The following is a 16,870-nucleotide window of genomic DNA, read 5'->3' on the forward strand; positions in this document are numbered from 1 at the left end:
TCGACCCACCACCGGAGAGCCCGCACACGGCCGGACCGTCACCCGCGTCCGTCACGTTCCCCGTCACTTTCCGCTCACGCGCCTCCTGGACAAGGAAACGCTCATGCGCACACTGCTCGTCGACAACTACGACTCGTTCACCTACAACCTGTTCCACTACTTGTCCCGGGTCAACGGGCGGGAGCCCGAGGTGATCCGCAACGACGACCCGGCGTGGCGGCCAGGACTCCTCGACTCCTTCGACAACGTGGTGCTCTCCCCCGGCCCCGGCACACCGCACCGGCCGGCCGACTTCGGGCTGTGCGCGGGCATCGCCGAGGAGGGCCGGCTGCCCGTGCTCGGGGTGTGCCTGGGCCACCAGGGCATGGCGCTGGCCCACGGCGCCTCGGTGGGGCGCGCGCCCGAGCCGCGTCACGGCAGGACCTGCGCCGTGCGGCACGACGGCACCGGGCTGTTCGAGGGGCTGCCGCAGCCGCTGGAGGTGGTCCGCTACCACTCCCTCGCCGTGACGGAGCTGCCGCCGGAGCTCGAGGCCACGGCGTGGTCGCCGGACGGGGTGCTGATGGCGTTGCGCCACCGGAGTCTGCCGCTGTGGGGCGTTCAGTTCCATCCGGAGTCCATCGGCACCCAGGAGGGCCACCGGCTGCTGGAGAACTTCCGCCGGCTGACCGAGCGGCACGGCCGCTCCCGCCCCGGCGAGAACGGGCCGGCCGGCCCGCGGAGCGTTCCGGAACAACGGCGCTCCCCCGACGCCACGGGTGCGGCCGGAGGCACGACGACGGGCGCGGGCGGCGGGCGGGCGGCGGTGACGGCCGGGGCCGGTGACCGGGCCACGGAGGGCGGTTCGCCCCGGCGGCTGCGGGTCCTCGTCGAGCGGCTGCGCACCCGCTGGGACGCGGAGGTCGCCTTCGACTGGCTGTTCCGCACCGGCGACCACCCGTTCTGGCTGGACAGCAGCCGCCCGGGCGGACGCCTCGGACAGCTGTCCGTGATGGGGGACGCCTCCGGTCCGCTGGCCCGGGTCGCCACGGCGGACGTGGAGGCCGGCACCGTGACCGTCACCGGGGGCGGCACCACCCGCGTCGAACGGTCGGCCTTCCTGTCCTGGCTGGAGCGGGACCTCGCCGGACTGAGCACCGACGTGCCCGAGCTGCCCTTCGACTTCGCCCTCGGCTGGGTCGGCTGCCTCGGCTACGAGCTGAAGGCGGAGTGCGACGGGGAGGCGGCGCACCGTTCCCCCGATCCCGACGCCGTCCTCGTCTTCGCCGACCGCGCCCTGGTGCTCGACCACCGTACCGACACGACCTATCTGCTGGCCCTGGCCGAGGACGGCGACGAGGAGGCCGCGCGGTCCTGGCTCGCCTCGTCCGCCGCCGCCCTGGAGACGGTCGCGGGCTGGGAACCGGAGCCCTACGAGCCCCCCGCGGCCGGCGGCACCGGGCCGGTGGTGCTGCGCCACGACCGTGACGCCTACCTCAAGCTGATCGACGCCTGCCAGCAGGAGATCGCGGCCGGTGAGACGTACGAGGTGTGCCTGACCAACATGGCCGAGGCGGACACCGACCTGGACCCGTGGCAGGCGTACCGCTGTCTGCGCCGGGTGAGCCGGGCGCCGTTCGCCGCGTTCCTGCACTTCGGACCCATGGCGGTGCTCAGCACGTCGCCCGAGCGGTTCCTGCGCATCGACCGGCACGGCGTGATGGAGTCCAAACCCATCAAGGGCACCCGGCCGCGCGGCGCCACCCCGCAGGAGGACGCGTGGTTCGCGCAGGACCTGGCGGCCTGCGAGAAGGACCGCGCCGAGAACCTGATGATCGTCGACCTGGTCCGGCACGACCTCGGCCGGTGCGCGGAGGTCGGCTCGGTCGTCGCGGACCCGGTGTTCCAGGTGGAGACGTACGAGACGGTGCACCAGCTGGTGAGCACGGTGCGGGCACGGCTGCGCCCGCACCTGAGCCCGGTCGCCGCCGTGCGCGCCGCGTTCCCCGGCGGTTCGATGACGGGGGCGCCGAAGATCCGCACCATGCAGATCATCGACCGGCTGGAGGGCGGTCCGCGCGGCGTGTACTCGGGGGCCATCGGCTACTTCTCGCTCACCGGGGCGGTGGACCTGAGCATCGTCATCCGCACGGTGGTGCTCAGCGGGAACCGGCTGCGCTACGGCGTCGGCGGCGCCGTCATCGCGCTGTCGGACCCCGCGGCGGAGTTCGAGGAGACGGCGGTGAAGGCGGCGCCGCTGCTGCGGCTGCTCGGCACCGCGTTCCCCGGACGCGTGGACCTCGCGGACGACGACGCGGACGGCGCGGACGGCGCGGCGGCCGGGGCCGGTACGACGGCCCCCGCCGCCCCGGGGACGTCGCGGGACGGACGGATGGCCCCCCGGACCGGCTGACCCGTGACAAAGCGTCCCGGCGGAGCCACGTGGCTCCGCCGGGACGTTGCTGTGCCTGCGGACCTGCGGGTCGGCGGGCTGTCCCCCTCTCCCGGCTCCCGTATGCGCGCGGCCGGCCATGTCTAGGGAAAATCCGGGGTGCCGGGCAGCAGCCTGGACGGGTTCCCCTACGCCGGAAACGCTCGACACCCCCGGGAGTGATGGTGCCCGTCCACGCTGACGACTACGTGATCCAGCCGCCCGGTGCCGCCGACGGCGGGCTGGACGGCCTCACCCTGCCCGACGTGTTCGCCGCGGCCGTGCGCGACGGGGGTGACGCGGTGGCGCTGGTGGACGGCGAACGCACCCGGACCTGGCCGCAGTGGCGGGCCGAGGTGGACGCGCTGGCCCACGGTCTCCAGGAGGCCGGTGTCGGCCCCGGCGACGTGGTCGCCCTGCACCTGCCCAACTGCTGGGAGTACGTCACGCTGCACCTGGCGGCCGCGTCGGTGGGCGCCGTCACCCTGCCCGTCCACCGGGGCAACACCCCCGCCGACGTACGGGCCCTGCTGGAGCGGGTCGGCCCGACGGTGCTCGTGCTGCCGCCGGGCGTCCAGGACGCCGACGGCCCGCTCGGCACGGCGGTGCTGCGGGAGGCGTTGCCGTCGCTGCGCGCCGTCCTGGTCGCCGGCGGCGACGCGGCGGACGGGGCGGAGACGGTCGAGGGCCTGCTGGCGCGCTGCGCGGGTGAGCGGCCCCGGCCGGTTCAGGTGCGGCCCGACGCGCCGTTCCTGCTGTTCCCCTCCTCCGGCACCACCTCCGCGCGGCCCAAGATCTGTCTGCACACCCACGACTCGCTGCTCACCAACTCCCGCGCGGCGACCGAGGACAGCGCCGGGCCGTTCGGCGGCACCCTGATCACGGCGTGCCCGCTGACCCACTGCTTCGGGCTGCAGTCGATGTACTCGGCGCTGTTCCGTTCCGGCCGTCAGGTGCTGCTGGGTTCGTGGGACGTGGACCGCTTCCTGGAGCTGGCGCGGTCGGAGCGGCCGAGCGTGGTGGTCGCCGTACCGGCGCAGCTGCACGACGTGGTGGCGCGGGCCCGGGAGTCGGAGTCGGGGGCGGGGTTCCGCCCGGAGCGGGTGCTGACCGCCGGCGCCGCCCTGCCCGCCGCCCTGGTGCGCGAGGTGCGGGAGACCCTGGACACCGCGCTGGTCGTGGTGTGGGGCATGTCGGAGGCCGGGAACGGCACCAGCAGCCTGGCCGGGGACCCGCCGGAGGTCGCCGCGCGCAGTGTGGGACGGCCGGTGCGGGGCGCGCAGCTGCGCGTCCTCGGCGAGGACGGACGACCGTGTGCCCCCGGTGAGGCCGGGGAGCTGTACTACCGCAGTCCCAGCATGTTCCGCGGTTACCACGGCGAGCCGGAGCTGACCCGGTCGGTGGTGTCCGAGGACGGCTGGCTGCGCACCGGTGACCTCGCCTCGATCGGCGCGGACGGTCTCGTGACGTTCCACGGCCGCTCCGCCGAACTGATCAACGTGGGCGGGCGGAAGTTCAACGCCGTGGAGATCCAGGGCCTGCTGGCGGACCTGCCCGGCATCGGTCCGCTGGCGGTGGTCGCCAAACCCGATCCGCGGCTCGGGGAGTACCCCTGCCTGGTGGTGACCGCGTCGCCGGACGCATCGTCGGACGCCTCGCCGGACGCCGGGAACGTCCCCGTGAGCCCGGTCGGTCTCCGTGAGGTGACGGCGTTCCTGCGGGAACGCGGCGTCGCCGAGTACAAGATCCCGCTCGAGCTCGTCGTCCTGCCGGCCCTGCCGCGCACACCCGCCGGGAAGATCAACCGGCTGGCGCTGGAGCGGATCCTGGCCGACGACGCGGCGCACCCCGTACCGGTTCCCGCCGACGCGCCCCGCCCGGACCTGCGCACGGCCCTCGACCTGGTCGTCGCCGCGGTCGCCGAGGTGCTCGGCGCGGGGGACGCGGACGGCACGGAACCCATCGGACCGGACGTCACGTTCCGCGCGCACGGCCTCGATTCGGTGGCCTCGGTGCGGCTGCGCAACGCGCTCGCCGAGACCACGGGGCTCCGGCTGCCCGCCGCGGTGGCCTTCGACTTCCCGACCCCGGCCGCCCTCGCCCGGGAACTGGCCGGTTTGAACGGCCGGGAGGAGGAACCGCCGCCCGGCCCGGTGACCGGTGACGAGCCCGTGGCGATCGTGGGCATGGCCTGCCGGCTGCCCGGGGACATCGCCTCCCCCGAGGCGCTGTGGGAGCTGCTGGCCGACGGCGTGGACGCCGTGTCCGGGTTCCCCACCGACCGCGGGTGGCCTCTGGACACCCTCTTCGACGACGACCCGGAGCGCCCGGGCACCTCCTACGCCCGCGAGGGCGGGTTCCTGCGCGACGCCGCCCACTTCGACGCCGGTTTCTTCGGCATGTCGGCACGGGAGGCGCTCGCCACCGACCCGCAGCAGCGACTGCTGCTGGAGCTCGCCTGGGAGGCCGTGGAGCGGGCCCGGATCGATCCGCTGACGCTGCGCGGCAGCCGTACCGGTGTGTTCGCCGGCGCCATGTACCACGACTACGCGACGGGCGCGACCGACCCCTCCGGCGAACTGGAGGGGCTTCTCCCGGTGGGCACCTCCGCCGGTGCGCTGTCCGGGCGGATCTCGTACACCCTGGGCCTCGACGGTCCCGCCCTGACGGTGGACACGGCCTGCTCCTCGTCGCTGGTCGCGCTGCACCTGGCGTGCCGGTCGCTGCGGTCCGGGGAGTCGGAGCTGGCGCTCGCCGGGGGCGTGGCGGTGATGGCGACACCGGCGCCGTTCGTGGGCTTCTCCCGGCTGCGGGGCTTGTCCCCGGACGGCCGCTGCAAGTCCTTCGGCGAGGGCGCCGACGGGGCCGCCTGGTCGGAGGGCGCCGGTCTGCTGCTCCTGGAGCGGCTGTCCGACGCCCGGCGCAACGGTCATCCCGTGCTCGCGGTGATCCGCGGCTCGGCGGTCAACCAGGACGGCGCCTCCAACGGCCTGACCGCGCCCAACGGTCCCGCCCAGCGCCGGGTCATCCGGAGGGCGCTGGCCGACGCGGGGCTGACCGCGGCGGACGTGGACGTGGTGGAGGCGCACGGCACCGGTACGTCGCTCGGCGACCCGATCGAGGCGCAGGCGCTGCTCGACACCTACGGGCGGGAGCGTCCCGAGGGGCGGCCGCTGTGGCTGGGCTCGGTCAAGTCGAACCTGGGCCACACCCAGGCGGCGGCCGGCGTGGCCGGGGTGATGAAGATGGTCCTCGCGCTGGAGCACGGAGTGCTGCCGCGCACCCTGCACGCGGACACCCCCAGCTCCCGGGTGGACTGGTCCTCCGGCGCCGTCCGGCTGCTGAACGAGGCACGGGAGTGGCCGGCCGGGGCGGGCAGGACCCGCCGGGCGGCCGTCTCGTCGTTCGGCATCAGCGGCACCAACGCCCACCTCGTCCTGGAGGAGGCCGGGGCCGGGCGGGACGGCGGGCCGGCGGACGCGGGTGAGGCCGGGCGGGACGTCCCCAGGGCCGGTGGGGCCGTCGTGCCGTGGCTGGTGTCGGCGCGGGACACCGCGGCCCTGCGGGGCCAGGCCCGGCGGCTGGCCGGGTACGCCGAGGCGCATCCGGAGGTGTCGGCCCGCGACATCGCCTACTCCCTCCTCACCACCCGCTCCCTGCACGGCCGTACGGCGGTGCTCACCGGAGCCGACCGGGCCGCGCTCACGGCGGCCGCCGCCGGGTTCGCACGGGACGGGGCCGCCGGGGCGGCAGGCCGGGGCGCGGGCGGTTCCCCGGAGCCCGAGCCCGCGTTCGTGTTCACCGGGCAGGGCAGTCAGCGGCCCGGCATGGGCCGCGCGCTCGCCGTCGCGTTCCCGGTGTTCGACGCCGCGCTGCGGGAGGTGTGCGCGGAGCTCGATCCCCTGCTGGAGCGCCCCCTGACCTCGGTGATGTGGGCCGGACCGGACAGCGAGGAGGCCGCGCTGCTGCACGGCACCGGTTGTGCGCAGCCCGCCCTGTTCGCCTTCCAGGTCGCCCTGTACCGGCTGCTGGCCTCCTGGGGGGTGACGCCCGCGCGGGTGGTGGGCCACTCGGTGGGCGAGATCGCCGCCGCACACGTGGCGGGCGTGCTGGACCTGCCGGACGCCTGCGCCCTGGTCGCCGCGCGCGGCCGGCTGATGGGGTCGCTGCCGCCGGGCGGCGCGATGGTGGCCGTCCGCTGCTCCGAGGACGACGTGCTGCCGTGGCTGGAGGGCCGTTCCGAGGACATCGCCGTCGCCGCGGTGAACGGCCCGCGGTCGGTGGTGCTGTCGGGCGCGGAGGATCCGCTGAACGAGCTGGCCGCCGAGCTGGCCGCCGCCGGGCACAAGACGCGCCGGCTGATGGTCAGCCACGCCTTCCACTCGCCGCTGATGGACCCGGTGCTCGCCGAGTTCCGGGAGACCGTGGCGGGCCTGTCCTTCGCCGGCCCCCGCCTGCCGCTGATCTCCGGCGTCACCGGCCGCCCGCTGACCGCCGAGGAGGCCCGCGACCCCGGCCACTGGGTGCGGCACGCCCGGGAGGCGGTCCGGTTCGCGGACGCGGTCGGGGTGCTCGCCGACGCACGCACCGGCGTCTACGTGGAGCTGGGCCCGGAGGCCGCGCTCACCCCCATGGTCGACGAGTGCCTCGAGGCGCGGCCCGGACAGCGGGAGCCGGGCGTCCGGCCGGTGGTGGAGCCGCTGCTGCGGGGCGGGGAGGACGAGGAGGGGTCCCTGCTCGCCGCCGCCGTACGGCTGCACGCGCACGGGCTGCCGGTCGACTGGCGGGCGGTGCTGCCCGGCGCCCGGGCGGTGCCGCTGCCCACGTACGCCTTCCAGCACGAGTCGTACTGGCTGACCCCGGTGCCCGCCGGGACGGTGACCGTGGCGAGCCCCGAGGCCGTGCCGGCGGCGGACGCGGCGCCGGCGCTGGCCGAACGGCTGGCGGGTCTGACCGAGGCGGAGGGCGAGGCCCTGGTGACGGACCTGGTGCGCGGCGAGCTGGCGGCCGTGATCGGCGGGGAGCTGCCGCCGGACGCCGGTCCCGGGCTGGCCTTCACCGCACTGGGCGTCACCTCCGTGACCGCCGTCGAACTGCGCAACCGGCTCACCGCCGTCACCGGGGTCCGGCTGCCGCCGACCCTGGTCTTCGACCATCCCTCCCCCGCCGCGGTGGCCCGGCTGGTGTGCGACACGCTCCGGCGCTCCGGGCCGGCCGGCGTCCGTGACGTGGGCGCCCTGGTCGACGCGCTGGAGGCGCTGCTCACGTCGGGTGCCGGCCTCGACTCCGGGACGGCGGCCCGGCTGAGGACGCTGGCCGCGCGCCGGCCCCCGGCCCGCGCCGGCGCCACGGAACCGGCCGGCGGACCGCTGGACCTGGAGGACGCCTCGGACGAGGACCTGTTCCGTCTCATGGACGGGGGCGACGACCGGTAGGCGGGGTACGGCTCGCGTCCGCGCCGCGCCGCCCGCACCGGCGGGCGGCGGCACCCGCGGACGGGCCGGAGGCCGGTCCTCCACTTCGCGCGCATCCACACATCCACCAGCGGGAGATCACCTCATGAGCGGGCTCGTCATGCCCCCCGTCACCCAGCCCGGCTCCGGCTCCGGCTCCGGCTCCGGCTCCGGCTCCGGCGATCTGATGATCGAGGCGGACGCCGTCAGCAAGTCGTACGGCACGGTCCACGCACTGGACTCGGTCAGCGTCAGTGCCCGCCGGGGCACCGTCCTGGCCCTCCTCGGCCACAACGGAGCCGGCAAGACCACTCTGGTCAACATCCTCACCACCGCCCAGCCGCTCTCCTCCGGCCGGGCGTCGGTCGCCGGGTACGACGTGGCCCGGGACCCCTTCGAGATCCGCCGCCGCATCGGCCTCACGGGCCAGTTCGCGTCCGTGGACGGCCGGCTCAGCGGACGGGACAACCTCGTCCTGATCGCCCGGCTGCTCGGGGCGGGTCGCCGGGCCGCGCGCTCCCGCGCCGACGAGCTCCTGCAGCTGTTCGAGCTGACGACGGTCGCCGACCGGCGCGCCGACGGCTACTCGGGCGGTCTGCGGCGCCGGCTGGACCTCGCGGTGTCCCTGGTCGGCGGCCCTCAGGTGATCTTCCTCGACGAACCCACGACCGGTCTGGACCCGTCGAGCCGGCTGAAGCTGTGGGAGATCGTCGAGGGCCTGGTGCGGCAGGGCGCCACCGTCCTGCTGACGACGCAGTACCTGGAGGAGGCGGACCGCCTCGCCGACACGATCGCGGTGCTCTCCGCCGGCCGGGTCGTCGCCTCCGGCGCGCCCGAGGAGCTCAAGGCCACCGTCGGCCGCCGTACCGTGACCCTGACACTGGACGGCGACGACGCCCCCGGGAGAGCGGGGGCCTCGCTGCGCGGCGCCGGGTTCGCCCCGGTCGGCGGCGAGGAGGGCACCCGCAGCCTCGTCGTCCCCATCGACACCACCCGGGAGATCGCCGACGTCGTCCGCGCGCTGGACCACGCGGGTGTCGAGGCCACGGAGCTGACGTTCGGCGAGCCGAGCCTGGACGACGTGTATCTGACCCTCGCCGAGCAGCACGCCAGGACCCCGGCGTGACCGCCGCCCGACGCCCTTCGTGGAGGACCTCTTGACCACGCACCTCACTCCCGCCGCGCGCCCGGACGCTCCTCCCCCGGCCGTCGTCCTCCGGGCGCCCGACTTCGGCGGGAGTTCGTTCGCCGCTCAGGTGTGGGTGCTGACCGGACGGTCGCTGCGGGCGATGGTGACCGACCCGGGCATCGTCCTCTTCGGTCTCATCCAGCCGGTGGTCATCCTGTTCGTGCTGACCCAGGTGTTCAGCAAGATGGGCATGCCCCCGCACTTCCCGGACGGCGTCAGCTACCTCGACTTCGTGCTGCCGGCCGTCCTGGTGGACAACGCCGCCCAGTCGGCGATGCAGTCCGGGGTGGGGCTGGTGGAGGACCTCCGCAACGGCGTGGTCGCCCGGCTGCGTTCGCTGCCGGTGCACCCCGGGGCCCTGCTGGTCGCGCGCAGCCTCGTGGGGCTCGTGCGCAGCGCCGTGCAGATCCTCGTGATCATGGTGTTGGCGATGACGGTCATGGGTTACTCCCCCAACGGGGGCGTCGCCGAGATCGCCCTGTCCGCCGGGCTCACGCTCTTCATCAGTTTCTCGCTGGGCTGGGCCTTCATCGCGGCCGGTGCCTGGCTGCGGCGGGCCGAGCCGCTGCAGAACCTCGCCCTGATCGTGATCTTCCCGCTGATGTTCGCGTCCAGCGCGTACGTGCCGGTCGCCGACCTGCCGGGCTGGCTGGCGGCCGTCGCCCACGTGAACCCCCTGACCTACGCCATCGACGCCACCCGCGCCCTCGCACTGGACGTGCCGGGCCTCGACCACGCGATTCCCGCACTGGTCATCGGCGCGGTGATCAGCGCGGCGGGCGCGTTCGCCGCGCTGGCCGGTTTCCGCCGGCCCCTCTGACCCCCGCACCACTCCCCCGGGTGCGGGGAACCGGCCCGTGGGCGCCTTCCGGCGCTCACGGGCCTTTCGCGTGCGGTGCTGCGGGGTTCCGGGGTGGCCGAGGTGCCGGGGTGTCCCGCGGACACCGGGGGGTGTGCGAAGCGCCGGGGCCTCGGTCCGGTGTGAGCCGATGAGCTGCGGACATGTGGGAGCGGGCAGAGCACGGCGCCCGAACGGGCACGTCCGGAGCGTTCCTTGGCGGCGCGGAGCGGTCGGAGGCGGTACGGGGCGGTTCGAGGTGCCGGACGAGGCCGGCGGTGACCGTCAGGGACCCTGGGCATGTCCGCTTCCGTCCGGGAATCCGCCGGGCATTCGGCCCGTACGGCACCGGGTCGGCGTCTCCGGGACGCGTGTCCGCCCGCCGCCCGCCCCGGTGCCCGCTTCGGTCATCCGGCAGGGCGAAACAGGCCAGGCGGGAGGTCGCCGTGGCCGGAAAACCGCTGAACAGCGGGTGAGGCGGCTGCCCGTACCGCCTCCGGACGGGCATCCGTCGAGGGGGAAACGGGCCGGATCCCCGGCAGGACCGGTGAACGGGACGGCGCCGGACGCGCCGGACGGCCTCCCTGAACGACACCGCCCGCCCGGCCGAGGGCCGGGCGGGTGGAACCGGGCGGGGCGGCGTTACGACAGCCCGAGTTCGTTGTCGAGCATGTCGAACACCTCCTCGTCCGTGGCCGATTCGAAGTCGAACCCGTCGTCCTCCTCACCGGACGCCGCGGACGACTCCGTGCGCAGGGACTGCCACTTGCTGCGGAGCACCTCCAGCCGGCCCGCGACCTGTTCGAACAGTTCGGCGCCGACTTCGACACCCGCGATGCTCTTCTCCAGCCTGTCCAGCTCCGCCAGGACCGCCTCCGGTCCGCCGGCCGGGGCCGGGGCGATGCGTGCGTACAGGTGGGTGACGAGTTCGCCGGGCGTCGGGTGGTCGAACAGGAGGGTGGCCGGGAGGCGGGTGCCGGTGAGCGCGCCGAGCCGGTTGCGCAGCTCGACGGAGGTCAGCGAGTCGAAGCCGAGGTCCTGGAAGGGCCGGTCCGGTTCGACGTCGGCCGGGTCCACGTGTCCGAGGACCGTGGCGATCTGGCCGCGCACCAGCTCCAGGAGCGCCTCCCGGCCCTCCGCCGGGGTGAGTCCGGACAGCCTCCGGGTGAGGTCCGCGGCCTGCGCTCCCGCTGCCGGGGCGGCGCGGCGGGACGTCGGCCTGATCAGCGACCGGAACAGCGGCGGGACCTCGCCGAGGGCCCGCAGGGCCCCCAGGTCCAGCCGTACGGGCAGGACCGCCGCTCCCGTGTCCGCGGCGCGGAGGGCGTCGAACAGGGCCAGGCCCTGCTCCGGGGACATGGGCGGCATGCCCGCGCCGGTCATGCGCGCGATGTCGGCCTCGCTGAGTTCGCCGGTCATGCCGCTGCCCCGGGTCCAGGGGCCCCAGCCGAGGGAGAGGGCGGGCAGTCCGAGGTCGCGGCGGTACCGGGCGAGGGAGTCCAGGAAGGCGTTGCCCGCCGCGTAGTTGGCCTGTCCGGCGTTGCCGAGCGTGCCGGCCACCGACGAGAACAGCACGAAGGTGTCGAGCGGGAGCCCCGCGGTGGCCTCGTGGAGGTGCCAGGCGGCGTCCGCCTTGGGGCGCAGGACGGTGGCGAGCCGCTCGGGGGTGAGGGAGCCGACCACTCCGTCGTCCAGCACGCCCGCCGCGTGGATCACGGCGCGCAGCGGCCGGTCGGCGGGGATCCCGGCCAGCAGCCGGTCGAGTGCGGCGCGGTCCGTCACGTCGCAGGCGGCGACGGTGACATGGGCGCCCGACGCCTCGAGGTCGGCGGCGAGTTCGCCGGCGCCGTCGGCGGCCGGGCCGCGCCGGCTCACCAGGAGCAGGCTCCGCGCGCCGTGTTCGGCCACCAGGTGGCGGGCGACGGCGGCACCGAGACCGCCGGTGCCCCCGGTGACGAGGATCGTGCCGTCGGTGTCCCGGTCGTCCGTTTCCCGTGGTTCGGGTGCCGGGACCCGGACCAGCCGGGGCACGAGCACGCGGCCTTCGCGCACCGCGAGTTGCGGCTCGTCGGAGGTGGGGTCGAGCACGGCGGGCGGAAGGGCCGCACCCGTGTGGTCCGCGTCACCGGTGCCGGTGGTGCCGGCGTCCAGGTCCAGCAGTGTGAAGCGGCCGGGGTGTTCCGCCTGGGCCGCGCGCATCAGGCCCCATACGGCGGCCGCGGCCGGGTCGGCTCCGTCGGTGGCACCTCGGGTGAGGACGACCAGGCGGGAGGCGGCGAACCGGTCGTCGTCGAGCCAGGTCCGCACCGTGGTGAGCACCTGGGCCGTCGCGGTGTGCGCGGCGCGCGCCGGGTCGGCCGTTCCCGCGGTCCGTCCGTCGCCGGTGCCGCCGTGACCGCCACTGCCGCTGCCGGTACGGACGGGCAGGAGGACGACCGGCGGTACCGGCCCGTCGGCGCCCGCGGCGAGGTCCGCCAGGTCGGCGTACCGGTCGGCGGTGAGGTCCCTGAGTACCGGGTCCGAGGTGCCGTCCGGGGTGCCGTCCGGAGTGCCGTCGGGGTCGATCACTGCGATCCGCGCGGTCCGCGCCTCGGGCGCGGCGGACGGCGTGCCCGGGGCGTGTTCCGGCGCCGGGATCCAGTCCAGGGCGAACAGGGAGTCCCGGTCGGGGCCCGTCGTGGTGCCGAGCTGTGCGGCGGAGATCGGGCGGGTCACCAGGGAGCCGACGGTGGCCACCGGTGCGCCGGTGGTGTCGGCGACGGCGACGGCGAGGGTGCCGTCGCCGGCCCGGGAGAGCCGGATGCGGACGGCGGACGCGCCGACGGCGTGCAGGGACACGCCGTTCCAGGCGAACGGCACCCCTCCGCCCTGCGGCTCGTCGCCGTCCCGCGTCGCGTCGCCGTCGGCGGCCTGGCCGGCCAGCGCGGTGGCGTGCAGGGCGGCGTCGAAGAGCGCCGGGTGCAGACCGTACGCGCCGCCGTCGGCGCCGTCGGGCAGGGCGACCTCGGCGAACACCTCGCCGTCGCGCCGCCAGGCGGCCCGCAGGCCCCGGAACACCGGTCCGTAGACGAATCCGGCGTCCTCGAAGCGCTCGTACAGGCCGTCCGTGTCGAGCGGTTCGGCCTTCTCGGGCGGCCAGACGGAGGCGTCGAAGTCCGGGGCGGCCGAGGCCGCGGGGCCGGTCGCGAGGACGCCCTCGGCGTGGGTCGTCCAGGTGGCGGCGGGGTCGTCGGCGGGCCGGGAGTGGATGCCGAGCGTGCGGCGGCCCGTGTCGTCGGGGGCGCCGACGCCGACCTGGAGCCGGACCGTGCCGCGGGCGGGCAGGACCAGCGGTGCGGCGAGGGTGAGTTCCTCCACCAGCTCGCAGCCCAGGGAGGTACCGGCGTGCACCGCCAGCTCCAGCAGGGCGGTGCCGGGGACGAGGACGGCGCCCATGACGACGTGGTCGGCGAGCCAGCCGTGGGTGGCGACCGAGAGCCGTCCGGTGAACAGGTGGCCGTCGGATCCGGCGAGTTCCACGGCCCCGCCGAGCAGCGGGTGGTCCGCGGGCGTCAGTCCGGCGGCTTCCGCCCCGGCGCCCTGGCGCATCTCCGCGGGCCAGAAGCGGCGCCGCTGGAAGGCGTAGGTGGGCAGGGCGGTCCGGCGGGCGCCCAGGCCGGCGAAGAACCGGGCCCAGTCGACGGTCACGCCGTGTCCGTGGAGCCGGGCGAGGGCGTCGACCAGGGCGGTCTCGCCGGGGGTGGTGCGCCGCTGGGCGGCGACGGTCACGGCGGTGTCGGGCAGGGTCTCGCGGGCCATGGCGCAGGCGACGCCGTCGGGTCCGAGTTCGAGGAACCTGGTGACGCCCTGCTCGTGGAGGGTGTTCACCCCGTCGGAGAAGCGTACGGCCTCACGGACGTGCCGTACCCAGTAGTCGGCGGAGCACAGTTCCTCCGCGGTGGCGAGGGCCCCGGTGAGGTTGGAGACCACGGGCAGGGCGGGCGGCCGGGGCGACAGCCGCTCCAGCACGGCGCGGAAGTCGTCCAGCATCGGTTCCATCAGCGGGGAGTGGAAGGCGTGCGAGACCCGCAGGGCGGTGGTGCGGCGGCCCTGTTCGCGGAAGACCGCGGTCACCTTCTCGACGTCCGGTCCGGAACCCGACACCACGACGGAGGCCGGGCCGTTGACGGCCGCGATGCCGACGCCGTCGGTGAGGTGGGGCAGCACCTCGGCCTCGGTGGCCTGGATCGCCGCCATGGCGCCGCCGGCGGGCAGCGCCTGCATCAGGCTGCCGCGGGCGGCGACCAGCGCGCAGGCCTCCTCCAGGGTGAAGACCCCGGCGACGTGGGCCGCGGTGATCTCTCCGATGGAGTGTCCCGCCACGTACTCGGGGACGACGCCGAACGACTCGGCGAGCCGGTACAGCGCCGTTCCGAGGGCGAAGAGGGCGGCCTGGGCGTAGGCGGTGGCGTTCAGGGCGTCCTCGTCGTCGCCCCAGACGACCTCGCGCAGGGGCCGTTCCAGGTGCTCGTCCAGCCCGGCGCAGACCGCGTCGAAGGCCTCGGCGAAGACCGGGAACCGCTCGTACAGGTCGCGTCCCATGCCGGGCCGCTGCGATCCCTGGCCCGGGAAGAGGACGGCGAGCAGTCCCTCGCGGGCCGTGGTGGCCGGTTCCTCTCCGCGTGCGACCGCGCCCAGGGCGGCCAGCAGCCCGTCGCGGTCCGCTCCGACGACCGCGACGCGGTGTTCGAACGCCGTGCGGGTGGTCGCCAGCGAGTAGGCGACGTCGAGCGGGCGCGGCGCGTCCGCGCCGGCCTCCTCGACGTGCGCCAGCAGGCGTCCGGCCTGGGCGCGCAGGGCGTCCTGGTCGCGCGCCGACAGCAGCCACGGTACGACCGGGGCGGGCGCCGGGTCCGTGTCGTCCGCCTCGTCGGGGGCGGCGGGGGCCGTGGGCGCGGTGGCGGGTGCCTGCTCGACGATGACGTGGGCGTTGGTGCCGCTGATGCCGAAGGAGGAGACGCCGGCGCGGCGCGGGCGGCCGGTGGCGGTCCATTCCCGCTGTTCGGTCAGGAGCGCGACGGAGCCGGCGGTCCAGTCGACCTGGTCGCTGGGCGCGTCCACGTTGAGGGTGGCGGGCAGTACGCCGTGCCGCATCGCCATCACCATTTTGATGACGCCCGCGACGCCGGCGGCGGCCTGCGTGTGGCCGATGTTGGACTTCACCGAGCCGAGCCACAGGGGGCGTTCCCCGGGCCGGTCCTGGCCGTAGGTGGCGAGCAGGGCCTGGGCCTCGATCGGGTCGCCGAGGGTGGTGCCCGTGCCGTGCGCCTCGACCGCGTCGATCTGGTCGGCGGCGAGTCGTGCGTTGGCGAGGGCCTGCCGGATCACTCGGCGCTGGGAGGGGCCGTTGGGGGCGGTGAGCCCGTTGCTCGCGCCGTCCTGGTTGACGGCGGAGCCCCGGACCACGGCCAGCACCTCGTGCCCGTTGCGCAGCGCGTCGGACAGCCGCTCGACCACGAGGAAGCCGGCGCCCTCGGAGAAGCCTGTGCCGTCGGCCGCCGCGGCGAACGACTTGCACCGTCCGTCGGGCGCGAGCCCGCCCTGCCGGCCGAACTCGACGAACACACCGGGCGTGGCGAGCACGGTGACACCGCCGGTGACGGCGAGCGAGCAGTCGCCCTGCCGCAGCGCCTGGACCGCGAGGTGCAGGGCGACGAGGGAGGACGAGCAGGCGGTGTCGACGGAGACCGCCGGGCCCTCCAGGCCGAGCTTGTAGGAGATGCGGCCGGTGACGACGCTGCCGTTGCCGTCGCTGCCGGGGTAGTCGTGGTACATCACGCCGGCGAAGACGCCGGTGCGGCTGCCCTTGAGCGAGCCGGGGTCGATGCCCGCGCGCTCCAGCGCCTCCCAGGACAGTTCCAGCGCGAGCCGCTGCTGCGGGTCCATCGCGAGGGCCTCGCGGGGCGAGATGCCGAAGAACCCGGGGTCGAAGTCGGCCGCCCCGTCGAGGAAGCCTCCCTCGCGTGCGTAGTAGCCGTCGGGGTGCTCGGACTCCGGGTCGCGCAGCATCGACAGGTCCCATCCCCGGTCCTCGGGGAACGGGGTGATGGCGTCCGCGCCGTCCGTGACCAGCCGCCACAGGTCTTCGGGCGAGGTCACTCCGCCCGGGTAGCGGCAGGCCATGCCGACGATCGCGATCGGTTCGTGCCGGGCGGCGGTGAGCCGCCGGTTGTCCCGGCGCAGCCGCACGGTCTCCGCGCGTGCGGCGCGCAGGGCGTCGGGGGCCGTGGCGTTTCCGGGGCTCTCGGACGCCTCGGTGAGTGGGACGTCCTGGGTGCGCTGACCGGTGTCGACGGGGCCGTCCGGTGCGTCGTACGGGTCGGTGTCCTGCTCCTCCGGGTCCGCGAGGGCCTCCGTGTGCGCGGGCACCGCGCCGTCGTCGTCGGCGAGTTCGAGGAGGACGTCCATCAGGCCCGCGTCCCGCAGACGCCGGGTCGGGATCGACCGGAGCGCGCGGCGGATCCCGTCCTCTCCGGCGTCACCGTCCGCGTCGTCGCCCGCCGCCGGGTACGCGGCGGCCAGTTCGGCCTCCACGAACTCGGTGACGGCGAGGGCGTTGGGGTGGTCGAAGACCAGGGTGGCGGGGAGCCTGAGGCCGGTGAGGGTGTTGAGCTGGTTGCGCAGTTCGGTGGCGGCGAGCGAGTCAAAGCCCAGTTCCTGGAAGGCACGGTCGGGTCCGATCGCCTCGGCCGAACCGTGTCCCAGCACCGCCGCCACCTGCGAGCGCACCAGCCGCAGGACGGTGCGGTGCCGCTCGGCGGCCGGGAGGGCGGCCAGCCGCCGGGCGGGGGCCTCCTCCTCCGCCGGGCCGGCGGTCACCGCGGTGGCCGCCTGCCGTCGTGTCGCCGGGGTGAGGGCGCGCAGGAGGGCGGGCACCTCGTCGGTACGGGTGCGCAGGGCGGCGGTGTCGACCCGCAGCGGGACGACCGTGGCCTCCGGCC

The 16,870-nt window shown here is 75.6% G+C and carries 5 protein-coding genes; 4 read left to right on the forward strand and 1 reads right to left on the reverse strand.

Annotated features, from left to right (window positions below):
• The first annotated feature begins 103 nt into the window (after window positions 1-103).
• The 4 genes from pabB (at window position 104) to ACH5AO_RS27080 (ending at window position 9,872) form a co-directional block, all read left to right on the forward strand.
• On the forward strand, window positions 104-2,392 hold the full coding sequence (pabB, locus tag ACH5AO_RS27065; RefSeq protein ID WP_398929020.1) for an aminodeoxychorismate synthase component I: 2,289 nt from the start codon (window positions 104-106) through the stop codon (window positions 2,390-2,392).
• Window positions 2,393-2,592: 200 nt separating this feature from the next.
• Entirely contained in the window at window positions 2,593-7,845 is a 5,253-nt protein-coding gene (locus tag ACH5AO_RS27070) for a beta-ketoacyl synthase N-terminal-like domain-containing protein (RefSeq protein ID WP_398929022.1), read from the forward strand.
• 124 nt (window positions 7,846-7,969) lie between these two features.
• Window positions 7,970-8,989: an ATP-binding cassette domain-containing protein gene (locus ACH5AO_RS27075; protein ID WP_398929024.1), complete on the forward strand. Its 1,020-nt coding sequence runs from the start codon at window positions 7,970-7,972 to the stop codon at window positions 8,987-8,989.
• Window positions 8,990-9,020: 31 nt separating this feature from the next.
• The gene (locus ACH5AO_RS27080; RefSeq protein WP_398929026.1) at window positions 9,021-9,872 is read left to right on the forward strand and encodes an ABC transporter permease; all 852 of its coding nucleotides are present in this window, start codon (window positions 9,021-9,023) and stop codon (window positions 9,870-9,872) included.
• Window positions 9,873-10,532: 660 nt separating this feature from the next.
• On the opposite strand, the gene ACH5AO_RS27085 is transcribed toward ACH5AO_RS27080, so the two are convergent.
• Window positions 10,533-16,793 carry an SDR family NAD(P)-dependent oxidoreductase gene (locus ACH5AO_RS27085; protein ID WP_398929034.1) on the reverse strand — a complete coding sequence of 2,087 codons (6,261 nt, stop codon included), beginning with the start codon at window positions 16,791-16,793 and terminating at the stop codon, window positions 10,533-10,535.
• Window positions 16,794-16,870: the final 77 nt, after the last annotated feature.

Source organism: Streptomyces sp. NPDC018964 (genome assembly GCF_044390325.1).
In the GTDB taxonomy this organism is placed as follows: domain Bacteria; phylum Actinomycetota; class Actinomycetes; order Streptomycetales; family Streptomycetaceae; genus Streptomyces.